The 17,195-nt window shown below is 63.0% G+C and carries 31 protein-coding genes; 30 read left to right on the forward strand and 1 reads right to left on the reverse strand.

The annotated features are described in order from the left end of the window. The first annotated feature begins 262 nt into the window (after positions 1–262). From rplC to prfA, 30 genes are all read left to right on the forward strand, one after another. Positions 263–901, forward strand: coding sequence for a 50S ribosomal protein L3 (gene rplC / locus BG35_RS0101150; protein ID WP_025781324.1), 639 nt, complete (start codon positions 263–265; stop codon positions 899–901). A gap of 27 nt (positions 902–928) precedes the next feature. Next, positions 929–1,564, forward strand: a complete 636-nt coding sequence (gene rplD, locus BG35_RS0101155; RefSeq protein ID WP_025781325.1) for a 50S ribosomal protein L4 — start codon at positions 929–931, stop codon at positions 1,562–1,564. Continuing rightward, positions 1,557–1,862, forward strand: a complete 306-nt coding sequence (locus tag BG35_RS0101160; protein ID WP_025781326.1) for a 50S ribosomal protein L23 — start codon at positions 1,557–1,559, stop codon at positions 1,860–1,862. The genes rplD and BG35_RS0101160 overlap by 8 nt, the downstream gene beginning before the upstream one ends. An 11-nt stretch (positions 1,863–1,873) precedes the next feature. Next, complete coding sequence (gene rplB / locus BG35_RS0101165; RefSeq protein ID WP_025781327.1) at positions 1,874–2,737, forward strand: 50S ribosomal protein L2; 864 nt, start codon at positions 1,874–1,876, stop codon at positions 2,735–2,737. Positions 2,738–2,763: 26 nt separating this feature from the next. After that, a complete protein-coding gene (gene rpsS / locus BG35_RS0101170; protein WP_025781328.1) occupies positions 2,764–3,039 on the forward strand; it encodes a 30S ribosomal protein S19 in 276 nt (91 codons plus the stop codon). Positions 3,040–3,051: 12 nt separating this feature from the next. Further along, positions 3,052–3,408, forward strand: coding sequence for a 50S ribosomal protein L22 (gene rplV / locus BG35_RS0101175; protein WP_025781329.1), 357 nt, complete (start codon positions 3,052–3,054; stop codon positions 3,406–3,408). Positions 3,409–3,422: 14 nt separating this feature from the next. After that, positions 3,423–4,157, forward strand: a complete 735-nt coding sequence (gene rpsC, locus BG35_RS0101180; RefSeq protein ID WP_025781330.1) for a 30S ribosomal protein S3 — start codon at positions 3,423–3,425, stop codon at positions 4,155–4,157. Between the two features lie 15 nt (positions 4,158–4,172). Next, positions 4,173–4,649, forward strand: a complete 477-nt coding sequence (rplP, locus tag BG35_RS0101185) for a 50S ribosomal protein L16 (RefSeq protein WP_025781331.1) — start codon at positions 4,173–4,175, stop codon at positions 4,647–4,649. A 22-nt stretch (positions 4,650–4,671) separates the two neighbouring features. After that, positions 4,672–4,902, forward strand: a complete 231-nt coding sequence (gene rpmC / locus BG35_RS0101190) for a 50S ribosomal protein L29 (RefSeq protein WP_025781332.1) — start codon at positions 4,672–4,674, stop codon at positions 4,900–4,902. Positions 4,903–4,907: 5 nt separating this feature from the next. Then, positions 4,908–5,156 (forward strand): 30S ribosomal protein S17, encoded by a 249-nt coding sequence (gene rpsQ, locus BG35_RS0101195; protein WP_025781333.1) that lies wholly within the window; start codon positions 4,908–4,910, stop codon positions 5,154–5,156. 13 nt (positions 5,157–5,169) lie between these two features. Then, positions 5,170–5,535, forward strand: coding sequence for a 50S ribosomal protein L14 (rplN, locus tag BG35_RS0101200; protein WP_025781334.1), 366 nt, complete (start codon positions 5,170–5,172; stop codon positions 5,533–5,535). Beyond that, positions 5,535–5,873 carry a 50S ribosomal protein L24 gene (gene rplX / locus BG35_RS0101205; RefSeq protein ID WP_034416411.1) on the forward strand — a complete coding sequence of 113 codons (339 nt, stop codon included), beginning with the start codon at positions 5,535–5,537 and terminating at the stop codon, positions 5,871–5,873. The genes rplN and rplX overlap by 1 nt, the downstream gene beginning before the upstream one ends. A gap of 70 nt (positions 5,874–5,943) precedes the next feature. Further along, a complete protein-coding gene (gene rplE, locus BG35_RS0101210) occupies positions 5,944–6,495 on the forward strand; it encodes a 50S ribosomal protein L5 (protein WP_025781336.1) in 552 nt (183 codons plus the stop codon). Positions 6,496–6,515: 20 nt separating this feature from the next. Further along, positions 6,516–6,917, forward strand: a complete 402-nt coding sequence (gene rpsH, locus BG35_RS0101215; protein ID WP_025781337.1) for a 30S ribosomal protein S8 — start codon at positions 6,516–6,518, stop codon at positions 6,915–6,917. A 33-nt stretch (positions 6,918–6,950) separates the two neighbouring features. Further along, positions 6,951–7,490, forward strand: coding sequence for a 50S ribosomal protein L6 (gene rplF / locus BG35_RS0101220; protein WP_025781338.1), 540 nt, complete (start codon positions 6,951–6,953; stop codon positions 7,488–7,490). Between the two features lie 36 nt (positions 7,491–7,526). Beyond that, positions 7,527–7,892: a 50S ribosomal protein L18 gene (gene rplR, locus BG35_RS0101225; RefSeq protein WP_025781339.1), complete on the forward strand. Its 366-nt coding sequence runs from the start codon at positions 7,527–7,529 to the stop codon at positions 7,890–7,892. 8 nt (positions 7,893–7,900) lie between these two features. Further along, positions 7,901–8,524, forward strand: coding sequence for a 30S ribosomal protein S5 (gene rpsE / locus BG35_RS09740; protein WP_034416415.1), 624 nt, complete (start codon positions 7,901–7,903; stop codon positions 8,522–8,524). Between the two features lie 15 nt (positions 8,525–8,539). Then, on the forward strand, positions 8,540–9,040 hold the full coding sequence (gene rplO / locus BG35_RS0101240; RefSeq protein ID WP_025781340.1) for a 50S ribosomal protein L15: 501 nt from the start codon (positions 8,540–8,542) through the stop codon (positions 9,038–9,040). Positions 9,041–9,100: 60 nt separating this feature from the next. Then, a complete protein-coding gene (gene secY, locus BG35_RS0101245; protein ID WP_025781341.1) occupies positions 9,101–10,426 on the forward strand; it encodes a preprotein translocase subunit SecY in 1,326 nt (441 codons plus the stop codon). Continuing rightward, positions 10,423–11,001: an adenylate kinase gene (locus tag BG35_RS0101250; protein WP_025781342.1), complete on the forward strand. Its 579-nt coding sequence runs from the start codon at positions 10,423–10,425 to the stop codon at positions 10,999–11,001. Before secY ends, BG35_RS0101250 begins: the two co-directional genes overlap by 4 nt. A 40-nt stretch (positions 11,002–11,041) precedes the next feature. Further along, positions 11,042–11,155, forward strand: coding sequence for a 50S ribosomal protein L36 (gene rpmJ, locus BG35_RS11820; protein WP_071994739.1), 114 nt, complete (start codon positions 11,042–11,044; stop codon positions 11,153–11,155). Between the two features lie 75 nt (positions 11,156–11,230). Beyond that, positions 11,231–11,596, forward strand: a complete 366-nt coding sequence (gene rpsM / locus BG35_RS0101255; RefSeq protein WP_025781343.1) for a 30S ribosomal protein S13 — start codon at positions 11,231–11,233, stop codon at positions 11,594–11,596. A gap of 63 nt (positions 11,597–11,659) precedes the next feature. Beyond that, the gene (gene rpsK, locus BG35_RS0101260; RefSeq protein ID WP_025781344.1) at positions 11,660–12,052 is read left to right on the forward strand and encodes a 30S ribosomal protein S11; all 393 of its coding nucleotides are present in this window, start codon (positions 11,660–11,662) and stop codon (positions 12,050–12,052) included. Positions 12,053–12,086: 34 nt separating this feature from the next. After that, a complete protein-coding gene (locus tag BG35_RS0101265; protein ID WP_025781345.1) occupies positions 12,087–13,031 on the forward strand; it encodes a DNA-directed RNA polymerase subunit alpha in 945 nt (314 codons plus the stop codon). A gap of 42 nt (positions 13,032–13,073) precedes the next feature. Continuing rightward, positions 13,074–13,424 (forward strand): 50S ribosomal protein L17, encoded by a 351-nt coding sequence (gene rplQ, locus BG35_RS0101270; RefSeq protein WP_025781346.1) that lies wholly within the window; start codon positions 13,074–13,076, stop codon positions 13,422–13,424. Next, on the forward strand, positions 13,384–14,232 hold the full coding sequence (truA, locus tag BG35_RS0101275; protein ID WP_025781348.1) for a tRNA pseudouridine(38-40) synthase TruA: 849 nt from the start codon (positions 13,384–13,386) through the stop codon (positions 14,230–14,232). The genes rplQ and truA overlap by 41 nt, the downstream gene beginning before the upstream one ends. Positions 14,233–14,259: 27 nt before the next feature. Further along, a complete protein-coding gene (rplM, locus tag BG35_RS0101280; protein ID WP_025781349.1) occupies positions 14,260–14,703 on the forward strand; it encodes a 50S ribosomal protein L13 in 444 nt (147 codons plus the stop codon). A 2-nt stretch (positions 14,704–14,705) separates the two neighbouring features. Beyond that, positions 14,706–15,128: a 30S ribosomal protein S9 gene (rpsI, locus tag BG35_RS0101285; RefSeq protein ID WP_025781350.1), complete on the forward strand. Its 423-nt coding sequence runs from the start codon at positions 14,706–14,708 to the stop codon at positions 15,126–15,128. An 8-nt stretch (positions 15,129–15,136) separates the two neighbouring features. Continuing rightward, positions 15,137–15,370, forward strand: coding sequence for a 50S ribosomal protein L31 (rpmE, locus tag BG35_RS0101290; RefSeq protein WP_025781351.1), 234 nt, complete (start codon positions 15,137–15,139; stop codon positions 15,368–15,370). A gap of 43 nt (positions 15,371–15,413) precedes the next feature. Then, positions 15,414–16,517: a peptide chain release factor 1 gene (prfA, locus tag BG35_RS0101295; RefSeq protein WP_025781352.1), complete on the forward strand. Its 1,104-nt coding sequence runs from the start codon at positions 15,414–15,416 to the stop codon at positions 16,515–16,517. A 55-nt stretch (positions 16,518–16,572) separates the two neighbouring features. Here prfA and BG35_RS0101300 read toward each other — a convergent pair whose 3' ends face one another. Then, a complete protein-coding gene (locus BG35_RS0101300; protein ID WP_025781353.1) occupies positions 16,573–17,070 on the reverse strand; it encodes an HNH endonuclease in 498 nt (165 codons plus the stop codon). Positions 17,071–17,195 lie beyond the last annotated feature (125 nt).

A 17,195-nucleotide genomic window follows, 5' to 3' on the forward strand; every position in this document is an offset into this window, starting at 1 on the left:
ATGAGTCTTCGGGTTGATCCATCCGGCCTGGGGTCGTGGTTGATCAAAGGAAACTGACGCCTTGCGGCAGGTCTCTGTTGCGGCGCTCAAGTCCTGGCCCTCCTGTTGCTGCATCGTCGGGTTGACCCGCCTCAAGGCCGTCAATCTGCCTCGGAGCTAGCCCTGCCGGTCCCACCGGCAACGGTCACTTTCGATAACGGTTCAGTGTGCCCTGGGCTTCCCATGGCCCGGCATGACCCTGCTGACGTACAGCCCTTCTCCCATGTCCATTGGCATCCTCGGCACCAAGCTGGGCATGTCCCAGTTCTTCAGCCCGGACGGCAAAGCCGTGCCGGTAACGCTCATCCAGGCCGGCCCTTGCCGGGTCACCCAGCGCAAAAGCATGGCTCGGGACGGCTACAACGCCGTCCAGATCGGCTATGGAGACGTTCGCGAGAAGCTGGTCAATCGGCCTGCCAAAGGCCATTTGGCCAAAAGCGGCGCCACCCTTCTCCGCCATCTTCGTGAATACCGTGTTCCCGCCGATGAGGCTATGGAGACGGGCGCTGTCCTCACGGTGGCCCAGTTTGCGCCGGGTCAGGCGGTTGACGTGAGCGGGGATACGGTGGGGCGCGGGTTTACGGGCTATCAGAAGCGCCACGGGTTCCGCCGTGGTCCCATGAGCCATGGCTCCAAGAACCACCGCCAGCCCGGCTCCACCGGGGCCGGCACCACGCCGGGCCGGATTTATCCGGGCAAGCGGATGGCCGGTCGTTACGGGGGCAAAGCCACCACCATGCGCAAGCTGGTGGTGATCAAGGTGGACCCTGACCAGCATCTGCTGGTCGTGAAGGGTTCGGTTCCGGGCAAGCCCGGATCCCTGCTGAGCATCCGTCCCAGCAAAACCGTGGGCGGCCAATGATCTGCCTGACGTTCACACCGGAGAATCATGGTTGATTGCGTTGTTCACAACTGGGAGGGTGAGCAGGTGGGTGAGGCCCACCTTGACCTGAAGACCGCCCGTGAGGGCACGATGGTTCACCTGCTCCATGCCGCCCTGGTGCGGCAACAGGCCAACCAGCGCCAAGGCGCCGCCAGCACCAGGACCCGTTCCGAAGTGCGCGGCGGCGGCCGCAAGCCCTTCAAGCAGAAGGGCACGGGTCGGGCGCGCCAGGGTTCAATCCGCACCCCGCTTCGCCCCGGCGGCGGGGTCATCTTTGGTCCGAAGCCCCGCTCCTACACCAAGGCCATGAACCGCAAGGAGCGGCGCCTGGCCCTCCGCACGGCCCTGATGAGTCGTGCGGAGGATTGGCTGGTGGTGCAGGAGTTCAACGCTTGCGTCAGCACACCCAGGACCAGGGACCTGCTGGCGGCCCTGGAGCGTTGGGGCGTTGGTCCCGAGCTGCAGGTGCTGCTTGTGCTCAAGGCCCCCAGCGAGGCCGTGATCAAGTCGGCCCGTAACGTGCCCCGGATCACCCTGATCCGGGCGGATCAATTGAACGTCTTCGATCTGCTCCACGCGGACAAGCTGGTGCTCAGTGAAGACGCCGTTACCACCATCCAGGAGGTCTACAGCGATGGCTAAATCCTTTGCCGGGCGCCTGGCCGACGTGGTGCGGGAGCCTGTGATCACCGAGAAAGCCACCCGTGGCATGGATCGGAACCAGTACACCTTCGCGGTGGATCCACGGGCCGCCAAGCCGGACATCAAAGCCGCCGTCGAGCAGATGTTTGACGTGAAGGTGATTGGCGTCAGCACCATGAATCCACCCCGCCGCAAGCGGCGGGTGGGACGCTTTGCCGGCGAGCGCGCCCAAGTCAAGAAGGCTGTGGTGCGCCTTGCCGAGGGCGACGCCATCCAGCTCTTCCCCGAATCTTCCTGAGGCGCTGTTCCATGGCTGTTCGTAAGCTCAAGCCCTATAGCCCTGGCACCCGCACCCGGGTGGCCGGGGACTACAGCGAGATCACCCGCCGGGAGCCGGAGCGCTCCCTGGTGGGCGCCAAGCACCGCGCCAAGGGGCGTAACAACCGCGGCGTGATCACCTGCCGCCATCGGGGCGGCGGCCACAAGCGCCGCTACCGCCTGGTGGATTTCCGCCGCGACAAGCAGGGGGTCAAGGCCCGGGTGGCCGCCATCCAGTACGACCCCAACCGTAATGCCCGCCTGGCGCTCCTCTTCTATGAAGATGGTGAAAAGCGCTACATCCTCCAGCCCCAGGGCGTTGCCGTGGGCAGTGAGGTGATGGCCGGCCCCGATGCCCCCATTGCCGTGGGCAATGCCCTGCCCTTGTTTGCCCTGCCCCTGGGCACAACGGTCCACAACGTGGAGCTCTATGCTGGACGGGGCGGCCAGATGGTGCGCACTGCGGGGGCCGGCGCCCAGGTGGTAGCCAAGGATGGGGACTACGTGGCCGTCAAGCTGCCCTCCACCGAGGTGCGGCTTGTCCGCAAGGAGTGCTACGCCACCATTGGCGAAGTGGCCTATGGGGAGGCCCGCAACACCAGCCTGGGCAAAGCTGGGCGGCGCCGTTGGCTGGGACGACGCCCCCAGGTGCGCGGCAGTGTCATGAACCCTTGCGACCACCCCCATGGGGGTGGTGAAGGCCGGGCGCCCATTGGCCGCTCAGGACCAGTGACACCCTGGGGCAAACCGGCGCTGGGCCTCAAAACCCGCAAGCGCAACAAGCCCAGCAACCAGTACGTGCTGCGCCGTCGCCGTCGTGTGTCCAAGCGCAGCCGTGGTGGTCGCGACGCCTGATGCCCTTTCCCTCTGCCTGACCTCCCATGGGACGCTCCCTCAAAAAAGGCCCCTTTGTGGCTGCAAGCCTGATGAAAAAGGTGGAGAAGCAAAACGCTTCTGACGACAAGTCCGTGATCAGGACCTGGTCACGGGCCTCAACCATCCTTCCGGACATGATTGGCCACACCATTGCTGTTCACAACGGCAAGACCCACGTCCCCGTCTACATCACCGAGCAGATGGTGGGCCACAAGCTGGGTGAATTTGCCCTGACTCGCACCTACCGAGGCCATGGCAAAGACAGGAAAGGTTCACGCTAAGGACGCAAGACCATGGTCAATTCCACCAGTATTCAAGCCCGGGCCACCGCCAGATTTGTGCGGGGCTCCGCCAGCAAGGTGCGGCGCGTGCTCGGCCAGATTCGTGGTCGCAGCTACCGGGACGCTCTGATCATGCTTGAGTTCATGCCCTACCGTTCCACCCACATGGTTACCAAGGTGCTCCGCTCCGCCGTGGCCAATGCGGAGCACAACCTGGGCCTGGACCCCGCCGCCTTGACGATCACCCATGCCACAGCGGATATGGGCCCATCCATGCGGCGGTATCGACCCCGCGCCCAGGGTCGGGCCTATCAGATCAAAAAACAAACCTGCCACATCAGCATTGCTGTGGCTCCACAAGACACCTGATTGCCATCCCAGCCATGGGCAACAAGATTCACCCGACAGGTCTGCGACTGGGGGTCATCCAGACCCATCTCTCCAGTTGGTTTGCCGACAGGAAGACCTACCCGCTCCTCCTGCAGGAGGACGACACGATCCGCCGTCACATCACCAGGAAATATGCCTCTGCCGGCATCAGTGACGTGCGCATTCAGCGCAAGGCGGATCAACTGGAGGTGGAGTTGAGGACAGCGCGCCCCGGGGTGCTGGTGGGCCGTCAAGGCAGCGGGATCGAGGAGCTGCGCAGCGGGATCCAGGCCGCCATTCGTGATCGCAGCCGCCAAGTGCGCATCAACGTGGTGGAGGTGGAGCGGGCGGATGCGGATGCGTCCCTGATGGCGGAGTACATCACCCAGCAGCTGGAGAAGCGGGTGGCCTTCCGTCGCACCATCCGCATGGCCGTTCAGAGGGCCCAGCGGGCTGGGGTCATCGGCCTCAAGCTGCAGATCAGCGGCCGCCTCAACGGGGCTGAAATCGCCCGCAGCGAGTGGACCCGGGAAGGGCGCGTTCCCCTCCACACCCTGCGGGCGGACATTGACTACGCCAGCAAGACCGCCCACACCACCTACGGGGTGCTGGGCATCAAGGTGTGGGTGTTCAAGGGGGAGGTGCTTCCGGATGAGAGGCAGACGGCAGCCCCCATGGGGGCTACGCCACGGCGCCGGGGGGCTGGTCGGGCCCGCCAGAACTTTGAAGACCGCTCCAGCGAGGAGTGACGGGGGATCTGAACCATGCTGAGTCCAAAACGGGTCAAATTCCGCAAGATGCAGCGGGGCCGGATGCGGGGGGTTGCCACCCGGGGCAACACCATTGCCTTTGGCGACTTCGCCATTCAGGCCCAGGAATGCGGCTGGATCACCTCACGGCAGATTGAGGCCAGTCGCCGCGCCATAACCCGCGCCATACGGCGGGGAGGCAAGGTGTGGATCCGCATCTTCCCTGACAAATCCATCACCATGCGGGCGGCGGAAACCCGCATGGGATCGGGCAAGGGCAACCCGGAGTTCTGGGTGGCCGTGGTGAAGCCCGGACGCATTCTCTTCGAGATGGGCGGTGAGGAGATCAACGAAGAGTTGGCCCGCACCGCCATGCGGCTGGCGCAATACAAGCTGCCGGTCAAGACCAAGTTCCTGGTGCGGGAGGGCATTGGCCATACCCCCATGCCCGCCGTTGCCAATGCCAGCCTCACCCCTCCTGGGGAGGCCTAGGGCGATTTCTGCCGTGGAACCCATGACCACCACCTCTGCCTACACCGACCTTCTTCAACTGGACGACGACGCGCTCAACGAGCAGGTTGCGGCCGCCCGCAAAACCCTGTTCGAGTTGCGCTGCAAACGGGCCACCCGCCAGTTGGACAAATCCCATCTGTTCCGACAGACCCGAGTCAAGCTGGCGCGCCTGCTCACCATCCGGCAACAACGCCGCCAGGCCAACCCTTCCACCTCTCCATCCACCGATTAAGTCCTATGGCCATCAAAGAACGGCTTGGCGTCGTCGTCAGCGACAAGATGGACAAAACCGTCGTGGTCGCAGTCGAAAACCGCTTCCCACACCCTGTCTACAAAAAGACGGTGAGCCGCACCAAGCGCTACAAGGTGCATGACGAAACCAATCGCTGCCATGTGGGCGACCGGGTTCTGATCTCGGAAACCCGCCCCCTCAGCCGCCACAAAACCTGGACGGTGGCAGAGATTATCAGTTCCACGAAGCACTGAAGGGGGACCAGCCATGATTCAGCAGGAAACCTATCTCAACGTGGCCGACAACAGCGGCGCCCGCAAAATCCAGTGCATTCGGGTTCTGGGCAACAGGGGGCGCTATGCCCACGTGGGGGACGTGATTGTGGCCGCGGTGAAGGACGCCACCCCCAACATGGGGGTGAAAAAGTCCGATGTGGTCAAGGCCGTGGTGGTGCGCACCCGGGCCACCTTGCGGCGGGATACGGGCAATGCCATCCGCTTTGACGACAACGCCGCCGTGCTCATTAACGACGACAAAAATCCCCGGGGCACCCGTGTCTTCGGACCTGTGGCCCGGGAGCTGCGGGAGCGCAGCTTTACCAAAATCGTTTCCCTGGCCCCGGAGGTAATCTGATGGCAAAGCTGAAACAGCCCCGCAAGCTGCGCATCAAAACCGGCGATACCGTTCAGGTGATTGCAGGGAAGGATCGGGGCAAGACAGGCAAGGTTCTGCGCACCCTGTTGGCGGACAACCGGGTGGTGGTGGAAGGCATCAACATGCGCACCCGTCACGTCAAGCCCAAGCAGGACGAGGAGAGTGGCCGCATTGTCAACCAGGAGGCCCCCATCCATGCCTCCAACGTCATGCTGTACTCCGTGGAACAGAAGGTGGCCAGCCGCATTGAGATGGTTCTCCAGGAGGATGGCAGCAAAAAACGGCGGCTCAAAAAAACAGGAGAGATCCTGGATTGACGAATTCCTCTTCCCACGTGTTTCTCCCCATTCCTTCTGACAACCACCAGAAGCATCACCCCTGCCCCCGATGACCACCTTCGTTCCCCTCAAGCAGCGCTACAAGAAAACCATCCAGCCCAGGCTGCAAAAGGAATTGCGGCTGGACAATATCCACCAGGCGCCCAAACTCGTCAAGGTCACCGTCAACCGCGGCCTGGGGGAGGCGGCACAGAACTCCAAGGCCCTGGAAGGATCCACGGCCGAGATTGCCAGAATTACCGGCCAGAAACCGATCATTACCCGGGCCAAGAAGGCCATTTCCAGCTTCAAGATCCGCACGGGAATGCCCATTGGCGTCATGGTGACTCTGCGGGGTGATCGCATGTACGCCTTCCTTGATCGCTTCATCAATCTGGCTTTGCCCCGCATCCGCGACTTCCGTGGCGTCAACCCCAAAAGCTTCGACGGTCGCGGCAACTACACCCTGGGGGTGAAGGAGCAGTTGATTTTTCCGGAGATCAGCTTTGACGAGATTGACGCCGTCCGCGGAATGGACATCACCATTGTCACCACTGCCCGAAGCGATGACGAGGGCCGCGCATTGCTCCGCGAAATGGGCATGCCGTTTAGCAAGACCTGAGCCCCCAGCGGAAATCCACCATGGCCAGCCACGATTCCATTTCTGACATGCTCACCCGCATTCGTAACGCGAGTGAAAAACGTCATGCCACCACCAGCATTCCTGCCTCACGCATGTGCTGCAGCATCGCCAAGGTGCTGCGGGAAGAAGGCTTTATCCATGCCTTTAACGAAGAGGGTGAAGGCTTCCGAAAGCAGTTGGTGCTTGAGCTAAGGTACGCTGGAAAACACAAGCAGCCTCTGATTCGCGCTCTGCAGCGGGTCAGCAGGCCCGGTTTGCGCATCTATTCCAATCATCGCCACCTGCCCAAGGTGCTAGGTGGAATTGGTGTGGCGATTATTTCCACGTCCCAAGGCGTCATGAGCGACCGCACCGCCCGCAAACAGGGCATTGGCGGTGAAGTGCTCTGTTACGTCTACTGACCCTGAGAAGACGACCCCCCCTGAGAAGACACCATGTCACGGATCGGCAAGCAACCAGTTCCCATTCCCGCCAATGTCCAGGTGCAGCTTGAGGGGCGCACGGTGCAGGTGAAAGGCCCCAACGGGGAGCTGCGGCGCACTCTGCCCGAGGGGGTTGCCATTGACCGCCATGGGCAGACCCTGGTGGTCACCCCCACCGGCGCCAGCCGCATGAACCGGATGCGCCATGGCCTGTCCCGCACCCTTGTGGCCAACATGGTGGAGGGGGTGACCAAGGGCTACAGCAAGACCCTGGAAATGGTCGGCGTGGGCTACCGGGCTCAAGTCAAGGGCAAAACCCTGGTGCTGAGCGCCGGCTATAGCCATCCTGTGGAGTTGGCGCCGCCCCAGGGCATCACCTATAAGGTGGAGAACAACACCAGGATCACGGTCAGTGGCGCCGAGAAAGAGGCGGTGGGCAACGAGGCCGCCAAGGTTCGCGCCGTGTCTCCACCGGAGCCCTATAAGGGCAAAGGCATCAAATACGTGGCCGAGACCATCCTGCGCAAGGCCGGCAAGGCCGGCAAGAAGTAACCATCGGCGCCCAACAGCCTTTCTCTATCTGTGACCATGTTTGCCTCTCGCACCGCCCGCACCCAGCGCCGCCACCGGCGCGTTCGCCGCCGAATTCAGGGCACCGCACAGCGGCCCCGCCTTGCGGTCTTCCGCTCCAATAACCACATCTACGCCCAGGTGATTGACGATGGCGCACAGAACACCTTGGCGGCGGCATCCAGTATTGACAAAGGTCTGCGCCAGGACCTTCCGGGACCGGGAGCCAACTGCAAGGCCTCCCAGGCGGTGGGCAAGCTGGTGGCCGAGCGGGCTCTGGCCAAAGGCATCCGCTCGGTGGTCTTTGACCGGGGCGGCAACCTCTATCACGGTCGGATCAAAGCCCTGGCCGATGCTGCCCGGGATGCGGGCCTTGTCTTTTAATGTTGACCATGACTGACTCCAACAGCCAACCTCAAGTCCCAGTTGCTGCGGACGTTCCCCCTGCTGCCCAAGGTCAACAGGGACAACAGCAGGGGCAGCGCCGTGAGCGCCGCGAACGTCGTGAACGCCGCCAGCGCCGTGAGGAGCGGGACTCCGAATGGCAGGAACGGGTGGTGCAGATTCGCCGCGTCTCCAAGACCGTGAAAGGCGGCAAGAAGATGAGCTTCCGCGCCATCCTGGTGGTGGGCAACGAGAAAGGCCAAGTGGGCGTTGGCGTGGGCAAGGCCAGCGACGTGATTGGCGCTGTCCGCAAAGGCGTGGCCGATGGCAAGAAGCACCTGGTAAAGGTGCCCCTCACCGCCAGCAGCTCCATTCCCACGGTGGCCCAGGGACGTGATGGGGCCGCCAGTGTGCTGATGCGCCCTGCCGCCCCCGGCACGGGCGTGATTGCCGGCGGATCCATCCGCACCGTTCTGGAACTGGCGGGCGTCAAGAACGTGCTGGCCAAGCGGCTTGGCTCCAAGACCCCCCTCAACAATGCCCGTGCCGCCATGATGGCCCTCAGCGCCCTGCGCACCCATAAGGCCGCCGCCAAGGAACGCGGCATCCCTCTTCAGCAAATGTATTCCTGACCCCCCAACCCGGCCATGACTGCTCATCTCCATACCCTTCGGCCCCAACCCGGATCCCGCCGACCCCGCAATCGCAAAGGACGCGGCATTGCCGCCGGTCAAGGGGCTAGCTGCGGCTTTGGCATGCGGGGCCAGAAATCACGCTCGGGGCGCCCCACCCGCCCCGGCTTTGAAGGTGGGCAGATGCCCCTCTACCGGCGGATTCCCAAGCTGAAGCACTTCACCGTGGCGAACCCCAAGGTGTTTACGGTGGTGAACGTGGGGGATTTGTCCCCCTTGCCCGATGGCAGCGAGGTGACCCTCGCATCCCTGAGGGCGGCAGGGATCGTGGGCAAAAACTCCGCGCCGCTGAAAGTGCTTGGGGATGGGGAAGTCAAGGTCAAGCTCCATTGCAAGGCCCATGGGTTCAGCAAGACCGCCCGTGAAAAGATCCTGGCGGCCGGCGGCGCCTGCGATCTTCTGCCGGGTCGCAGCAAGTGGGTCCGCCCTGGCAAGACGTCTGGGGACCAGCCCTGAGGCAGACCCCCTCCCTCTCCACCGCCAGAACCACCTCAATTCCACTACTCCTCCCAGCGGATGACCCTTAGCCAGGGCAGAGCCCCAACCACCGGCGAAACACTCACCCAGATTGTGACGGCTCCCGATTTGCGGAGGCGCGTCCTGATCACCCTCGGTCTGTTGGCGCTGGTTCGCGTGGGGGCCTACATCTGGATCCCTGGCCTTGATGTCTCCCAACTGCAGAATCAACTGTCGGGTGGTCAGTTGATCGGTCTGCTCAGCATTTTCACCGGCGGAGCGCCCGGTGGGGTGTTCTCCTTGGGGATTCTGCCCTTCATCAACGCCTCCATCATCATGCAGTTGCTGACGGCGGCTCTCCCCTCCCTGGAAACCCTGCAAAAGGACGAAGGGGAAGCGGGCCGCCGCAAGTTGGCGCAAATCACCCGCTATGTGGCCCTGGGGTGGGGCAGCCTCCAGGCGGTGATCTTCTCCCTTTACCTGCGGGGCTTCGCCAACGGGGACCTGGAGGGGGTCCTGTTTGTGGTCTCCACCAGCCTGGCCCTCACCACGGGGGCCATGGTGGTCATGTGGATCAGTGAGATCATTACGGAGAAGGGCATTGGCAACGGGGCATCCCTGGTGATCTTCATCAACATCACCGCCTCTCTCCCCAATACCCTGCAGAACATCATCCGTGAGGCCCAGACCGGGAAGATCTTCCCCATCGTGGTGACGGTGGCGGTGGCCCTCTCCATGGTGGTGGCCATTGTGGCCGTGCAGGAGGGCAGCCGACGCATCCCCATCGTCTCGGCCCGCCGCCAGATTGGCTTGATGGCCGCCATCCTGCCGGAACGGCAAAGCTACTTGCCCCTCAAGCTCATCTCCGGCGGCGTGATGCCCATCATCTTCGCTTCCGCCATGTTGTTCCTACCGGCCACCCTGGCCAACTTCACAAACAATCCGGCGCTGCTGAACCTGGCCAACTGGTTAAGCCCCACCTACACCTTTCCGAGGCTTCCCTGGTCGACAGGGTGGGGCTATGGACTCACCTACTTCTTCCTGATCTTCGGGTTTTCCTTTTTCTATGCCTCCCTGGTGGTGAACCCCACGGATATGGCCTTGAATCTGAAGCGGCAGGGGGTGGCCATTCCCGGCATTCGGCCCGGCTCTGCAACGGCGGAGTACCTCTCTGGCGTGATCAATCGACTCACCCTGATTGGCGGCTCCTTCCTGGGCCTGATCGCCATCATCCCCAACGTGGTTTACTCCTTTACGGGGACTGGCGTGCTGCAGGGTCTGGGGGCCACGTCCCTGCTGATTCTGGTGGGTGTGGCCATTGAAACGGCCAAACAGTTGCAGACCAACGTGATCTCCCAGCGCTATGAGGGGATGGTGCGACAATGAGCAAGAGAGTTGTTGTTCTTGGTCCTCCCGGCGCCGGGAAGGGCACCCAATGCGCACTGCTGGCTGCAGCCAGGGGTCTGCTGCACCTTTCCACCGGGGATCTGTTGCGGGCCGAGGTGGCCGCCGAGAGCAGCCTGGGTCAACAGGTGAAGGCGGTGCTGGAGCGGGGAGACCTGGTGAGCGATGATCTGGTGTTGGCCATCGTGCGCCACCGCCTCAGCCTGCATCAGGGAGGCTGGTTGCTGGATGGTTTTCCCCGCAACTCCCCCCAGGCCGCCATGCTGGACGATCTCCTGGCCGACCTGGAGCAGCCGCTGCAGATTGCCCTGCAACTGCAGGTTCCCGAAGAAGAACTGGTGGCCAGGCTGCTCAGCCGTGGGCGCTCCGACGACAACGAGGCCGTGGTGCGCAAGCGGCTGCAGATCTATGCCCGGCAAACGGAGCCCATCAACGCCCGTTACCAGGAGCGAGGCCTGCTCCAGTGGGTGGATGGGCTGGGCAGTGTTGAAGAGGTGGCCGCCCGCATCTGCAACAGCCTGGACGAGTGCGCCCCCAGCGAGGAGACAATATGCTAAAATTATTGTTTGGCCTTGGTCACAAGTTTGAGGGCAATCCATGAAGGTTCGCTCTTCTGTCAAGAAGATGTGCGACAGGTGTCGGGTCATCCGCCGCCATGGGCGGGTCATGGTGATTTGCGTCAATCCCAAACACAAGCAACGACAAGGCTGACGGACCCCATGCCCCGCACCACGGCCTTGTTGTCTCTGCTCCATCAACCACGTTCTTTCTGAGGAGAACTTCGTCTTGGCAAGGATTTCTGGCGTTGACATTCCCCGGGACAAACGGGTCGAAGTCGCCCTGACCTACATCTACGGCATCGGCCTCGTTCGGTCCCAGCAGATCCTGGCCGGTGCCGGGGTCAGCCCTGACACCCGGGCAAAGGACCTGACGGACGATGACGTCCAGAAGCTGCGCACCGCGGTGGAGGGCTACACGGTTGAGGGGGACCTGCGACGGCAGGAGGGCGTTGCCCTGAAGCGTCTTCAAGACATTGGCTGTCTCCGGGGGCGCCGCCACCGCATGAATCTGCCCGTCAGGGGGCAGCGCACCCGCACCAATGCCCGGACACGGCGGGGCGCCCGCAAAACCGTGGCCGGCAAGAAAAAGTAGCCAATGCCTGATGTATCTCATGCCTAGACCCAACGTCCCTGTAGTCCCAGCAACCTCCTAGCCATGGCAAAGCCTGTCAAGAAAAGCGGTGGTAAGAAAGTCAAGCGGAACGTGCCCAACGGTGTGGCCCACATCCAGAGCACCTTCAACAACACCATTGTCTCCATCACCGACACGTCCGGCGCAGTCATTGCCTGGTCTTCTGCGGGAGCCAGTGGTTTCAAAGGCGCCCGCAAGGGTACGCCTTTCGCGGCCCAGACCGCAGCAGAAGCCGCTGCCCGCCGCGCAGTCGATCAAGGCATGCGGCAAATTGAAGTGCAGGTCCGCGGCCCGGGATCGGGCCGCGAGACCGCCATCCGCGCCTTGAGCACGGTGGGGTTGGAAATCACCCTGATTAAGGATGTAACCCCCCTGCCCCACAACGGTTGCCGTCGCTCCAAGCGCCGCCGCGTCTGAAATTTTGTCCCTCTCCCCCATCCCGACAAGGACCGTGCTCCAATTCCAGATTGAACCGGCCCCTGACATCACCATTGGGGACGATAAGTCCCAAACCCAGGAATTCGTGATCGGCCCCCTTGAGCGGGGCCAGGGCACCACCCTGGGCAATGCTCTGCGAAGGACCCTTCTGGGAAGTCTGGAAGGCAGCGCCGTCACAACGGTGCGGATTGCAGGCATCGCCCATGAATACGCCATCATTCCCGGTGTTCGCGAGGACGTTCTTGACATCCTCCTCAACGCCAAGGAACTGGTGGTCAGCAGCCGTAGTCCCGAGGCTGTGGAAATCGGCCGGGTGCTGGTGACAGGTCCGGCAGAGGTGACCGCAGGGCGGATCCACTTCTCCCCCCAGGTGACCGTGGTGAATCCTGACCAGCACATCGCCACCGTGGCCGAAGGCCACAGTCTGGAAATGGAGCTTCATGTGGAGCGTGGCGTGGGCTATCGCCCAGCGGACCGGCTCAATGAAGGCGTTGAATCCATCGATACCCTTCAAATTGACGCGGTCTTCATGCCCGTGCGCCGGGTGGTCTACTCGGTGGACGAGAGCGCTGTGGGGGAAGGGGGCTCCGCCAGCGAGAAGTTGCGCCTGGAGATCACCACAAACGGCTCCATCAGCCCTGACGACGCCATCGCCCAGGCGGCCAATCAGTTGATTCTCCTGTTCCAGCCCCTGGCCAGCCTGGGTCTTCCTGAACCGGAAGCGCCGGAGCCTGAAACCTCAGCGGAAAGCCAGGTTCCCCTTGAGGAGATCAACCTTTCCGTGCGGGCTTACAATTGCCTGAAGCGGGCCCAGGTCAATACGGTGTCGGATCTGATGTCCTTCAGCTATGAAGACCTTCTGGAGATCAAGAACTTCGGGGCCAAGTCTGCCGATGAGGTGATTGAAGCCCTGGAGCGCATTGGCGTCTCCCTCCCCAAAAGCCGCGCCAAGGCATGATGGCGTGGCGCCCTTGCCTTTCCTCAACCAACCATACCCACCATGCGACACCAATGCCGCATTCCCCAGCTTGGCCGACCTGCCGATCAGCGCAAGGCTCTCCTGCGCAGCTTGACCACGGAGTTGATTCGTAGCGGGCGCATCACCACAACCAAGGCGCGGGCCAAAGCCCTGCGCCAGGAAGCTGATCGCATGATCACCTTGGCCAAGGATGGTCGTCTGGCCGCACGGCGGCAAGCCCTGGGCTACATGTACGACAAGGATCTTGTCCACAAGCTCTTTGAGAAGGCGGCCGAGCGATACGGTGACCGCAACGGCGGCTACACCCGCATCACCCGCACCGTGCGGCGCCGTGGCGACAACGCGGAAATGGCCATCATCGAGTTGGTCTGAAGACGTTCGGACCCGCCGTCTGGCCCTGCTGCTTCAGTACGAAGGCACCGCCTACCACGGCTGGCAGCGTCAGCCCCATGGCCCCACCATCCAGGCCACGCTGGAGGCGGCAGTGGGCAAGTTGCAGCCCGGCTTCCAGGGGGCGGCAATGGCGGCCGGGCGCACGGATGCCGGCGTTCATGCAGCCGGACAGGTGGCGCATGTGGACGTCACCAGCCCCATTCCTGATCGCCGCTGGCCCAAAGCACTGAACGGCTGTCTACCACCGGACATCCGTGTTCTGGCAGCCCGGGCCGTCTCCAGCCAGTGGCACGCCTGCTTCAGCGCCCGCTGGCGCCGTTACCGCTACCTCCTGTACAACCACCCGGCTCCCAACCTGTTCCTGCGGACCACCACCTGGCACCGCTACAACACCACTCTGAATACAGAGCGCATGGGGACAGCCCTGCAGCCCCTGCTGGGCCGTCACGATCTTCGCGCGTTTCAGCGGGCGGGTAGCTCCCGCCCCCATGCCCGCACCACGGTTCAGGCTGTGGAGGTGCAGCGCCGGGGTGACGTGGTGGCCGTTGATGTGCAGTGCAGTGGTTTCCTCTACGGCATGATGAGACTGCTGGTGGGCCAGTTGGTGGCGGTGGGGGAAGGTCGTCTTCCCGTGCATGTGTTTGAACAGCGCTGGCGGCTGGGCAAACGGGAGGAGGTGCGGGAGGCGGCGCCGCCACAGGGCCTCTGCTTCATGGGCGTTGGTTATGAAGCAGCCCTGTTTCCTGGCGCTGTCCCTTGGCCAGGGGGCTGTCTTGGGGTAGGATAAATCGTTTGTGGACTTCCTTACGGTGCGATGAACAAAACCTTCGTTCCCTCAGTGGACGCCTTGCAGCGGGACTGGTACGTGGTGGATGCTGCCGGCCAGACCCTGGGACGTCTGGCCAGTGAGATCGCCAAGGTGCTGCGGGGCAAGCACAAGCCCACCTTCACGCCCCACATGGACGTGGGTGACTTTATCGTGGTGGTGAATGCGGAGAAGGTGACCGTGGGGGGCAGGAAAGCCCATCAGAAGCTTTACCGTCGCCACTCCGGCCGCCCCGGGGGCATGAAGGTGGAAACCTTCAGCCATCTGCAAGCGCGTTTGCCGGAGCGGATCATCGAGACCGCTGTGCGGGGGATGCTGCCCCGCAATGCCCTGGGCCGCCAGTTGTTCCGCAAGCTCAAGGTGTACCGCGGTCCTGTTCACCCCCATGGGGCCCAGCGTCCAACCACGCTCCCCCTCTCCACCGCCAGTTGATGATGGTAAGCACCACAAACATCGCCACCGCCGACACCGTCTCCTACTGGGGAACCGGCCGCCGTAAGACGGCCATTGCCCGGGTCCGCCTTGTGCCTGGCAACGGCAAGGTCACCATTAACGGCCGCGCCGCCATGGACTACCTCAACCACAACCTGGCCTTCCTGTCCGCGGTTACCGCTGCCCTGGAAACCCTGGGACTGGAAAAGGAATACGACCTCCTGGTGAACTCCAAGGGGGGTGGCCTGGGTGGTCAGGCGGATGCCATCAAGCAGGGTGTTGCCCGGGCCCTGTGCAAGCTCTCCCCTGACAACCGCAAGCCCCTCAAGGCGGAAGGCCACCTCAGCCGTGACCCCCGCGCCAAGGAGCGCCGCAAGTACGGCCTCAAAAAAGCCCGCAAGGCTCCCCAATTCTCCAAGCGCTGAGTTACGCCATGCCCAAACAGGACATTCACCCCACCTGGTATCCGGATGCCAAGGTGGTCTGCAACGGTCAGGTGATCATGACTGTTGGCTCCACTCAACCCGAGATCAGCGTGGAAGTGTGGAGTGGTAACCATCCCTTCTTTACCGGGACCCAGAAGATCCTGGACACGGAAGGGCGCGTGGATCGTTTCATGAAGAAGTACGGCATGCGCTCCAACCGGGTGAGCGGGAAAAAGAGCTAAAGCCTCGACGTCCACATGTGGCCCACCGTTCAATGCTCTGTTGATGGCGGCACCGTGCTATCTCACTGAGAAGCTTCATATGGCCTGCCAGACCTTCCAGCAGTTGGACCACCAACTGGCGGACCCCGGTCTGGCCAGTGATCCTGACGCCCTCAAGCGTTTGGCTCAGGAACGGGCGCGGCTGGAGCCGGTGGTGACCGGCTTTGCCCACCACGAGCAATTGCAGCGGGAGTATGACCAGGCCCTGGAGCTGCTCCAGCAGAAAGACCTGGACCCGGATTGGCGCCAGTTGGCCAGCGAGGAACTCAAGGCCCTGCAAGAAGCGTTGGAGGCCAGCGAGCAGGAGCTTCGCCTGGCCCTGCTGCCCCGGGATCCCCGGGACGAGCGCAGCGTCATGTTGGAAATCCGCGCTGGCGCCGGGGGGGACGAAGCGGCCATCTGGTCGGGGGATCTGGCGCGCATGTATGAGCGCTATGCCCTGCGCCAGGGCTGGCGGGTGGAGCCGGTGAGCGCCTCGGTGGCGGAGTTGGGAGGCTTCAAGGAGTTGATCCTGTCCATCCGGGGGGACAGGGTGTTCAGCCGGCTTAAATATGAAGCCGGCGTCCATCGCGTGCAGCGGGTGCCGGCCACCGAATCCCAGGGCAGGGTACACACCTCCACCGCCACCGTGGCCGTCATGCCGGAGGCGGATCCGGTGGAGGTGTCCATTGCCCCCAGCGAACTGGAAATCAGCACCGCCCGTTCCGGCGGCGCCGGTGGCCAGAACGTCAACAAGGTGGAAACCGCTGTGGACCTTCTCCATAAGCCCACAGGCATTCGCGTGTTCTGCACCCAGGAGCGCTCCCAACTGCAGAACCGGGAGCGGGCCATGGACATTCTGAGGGCCAAGCTCTATCAGCTTGCCCTCAGCGAGGCCGTCAGCCAACAGGGGGCCCAGCGGCGCTCCCAGGTGGGCAGTGGCGACCGCAGCGAGAAAATCCGCACCTACAATTACAAGGACAAGCGGGCCACCGACCACCGTCTGGCCCGGAACTTTGCCCTGGAGGCGGTGCTGGCAGGTGAGCTTGAAGCCCTCGTGCAGGAGTCCCTCAACCGGGACCAGCGCCAACAACTGGAGCAGTTGGCAGAAACAACGGTGGCCGGCTGATGGAACAGAAGATCGGTGGCCTTCCCTGCTCCGGCGCCTATGGCCGCCTCAGCCCTCAAACACCGATGATGTACTTCCGCCACTCCTGGCGCTGGCCGTTGCGAATCTGTCGGGAGGCTTCAAAATAAAGCGAACTGACGGGGCGGCGCGGCCTGCAGGCCATGGTCATGCCCGCCTCCCGAGGGGTTCGATTCCCCTTATGCACATTGCAGCGGAGACAAGCCGTCACCACGTTGTCCCAGGCGTGGCGGCCTCCTCGGCTACGGGGGCGCACGTGATCAACGGAAAGTCGCTCTCCCTTGTAGCCGCAATACTGGCAAGTGTGCAGATCCCGCTGGAGCACGTTGCGGCGGGTGAGGGGGATCTCCTTGAACGGAATGCGGATGTACTGGCGCAGGCGGATCACGGTGGGAACCAGCAGGTCCTTGTGTACAGCAACCGTGTCCTGCTCCAGGCTTTCCGCCTTGCCCTTGAGCATCATGACCACAGCCCGCTTCCAGCTTGTGATGTTGAGGGGCTCATAGGAGGCATTCAGGACAAGAACCTGCCCCATGCGGACCATGGCTGATGTTCAATGGCATAGTAGGGCAGGTATGAACGGGTTGGGAGGCGACCCATTGGCCATTGGGGATCTCACACAGGAAACGCCAGCCAGCGATACCGTATGAGCATCAAGCC

This window comes from Candidatus Synechococcus spongiarum SH4 (assembly GCF_000586015.1).
Lineage (GTDB): Bacteria > Cyanobacteriota > Cyanobacteriia > PCC-6307 > Cyanobiaceae > Synechococcus_B > Synechococcus_B spongiarum_F.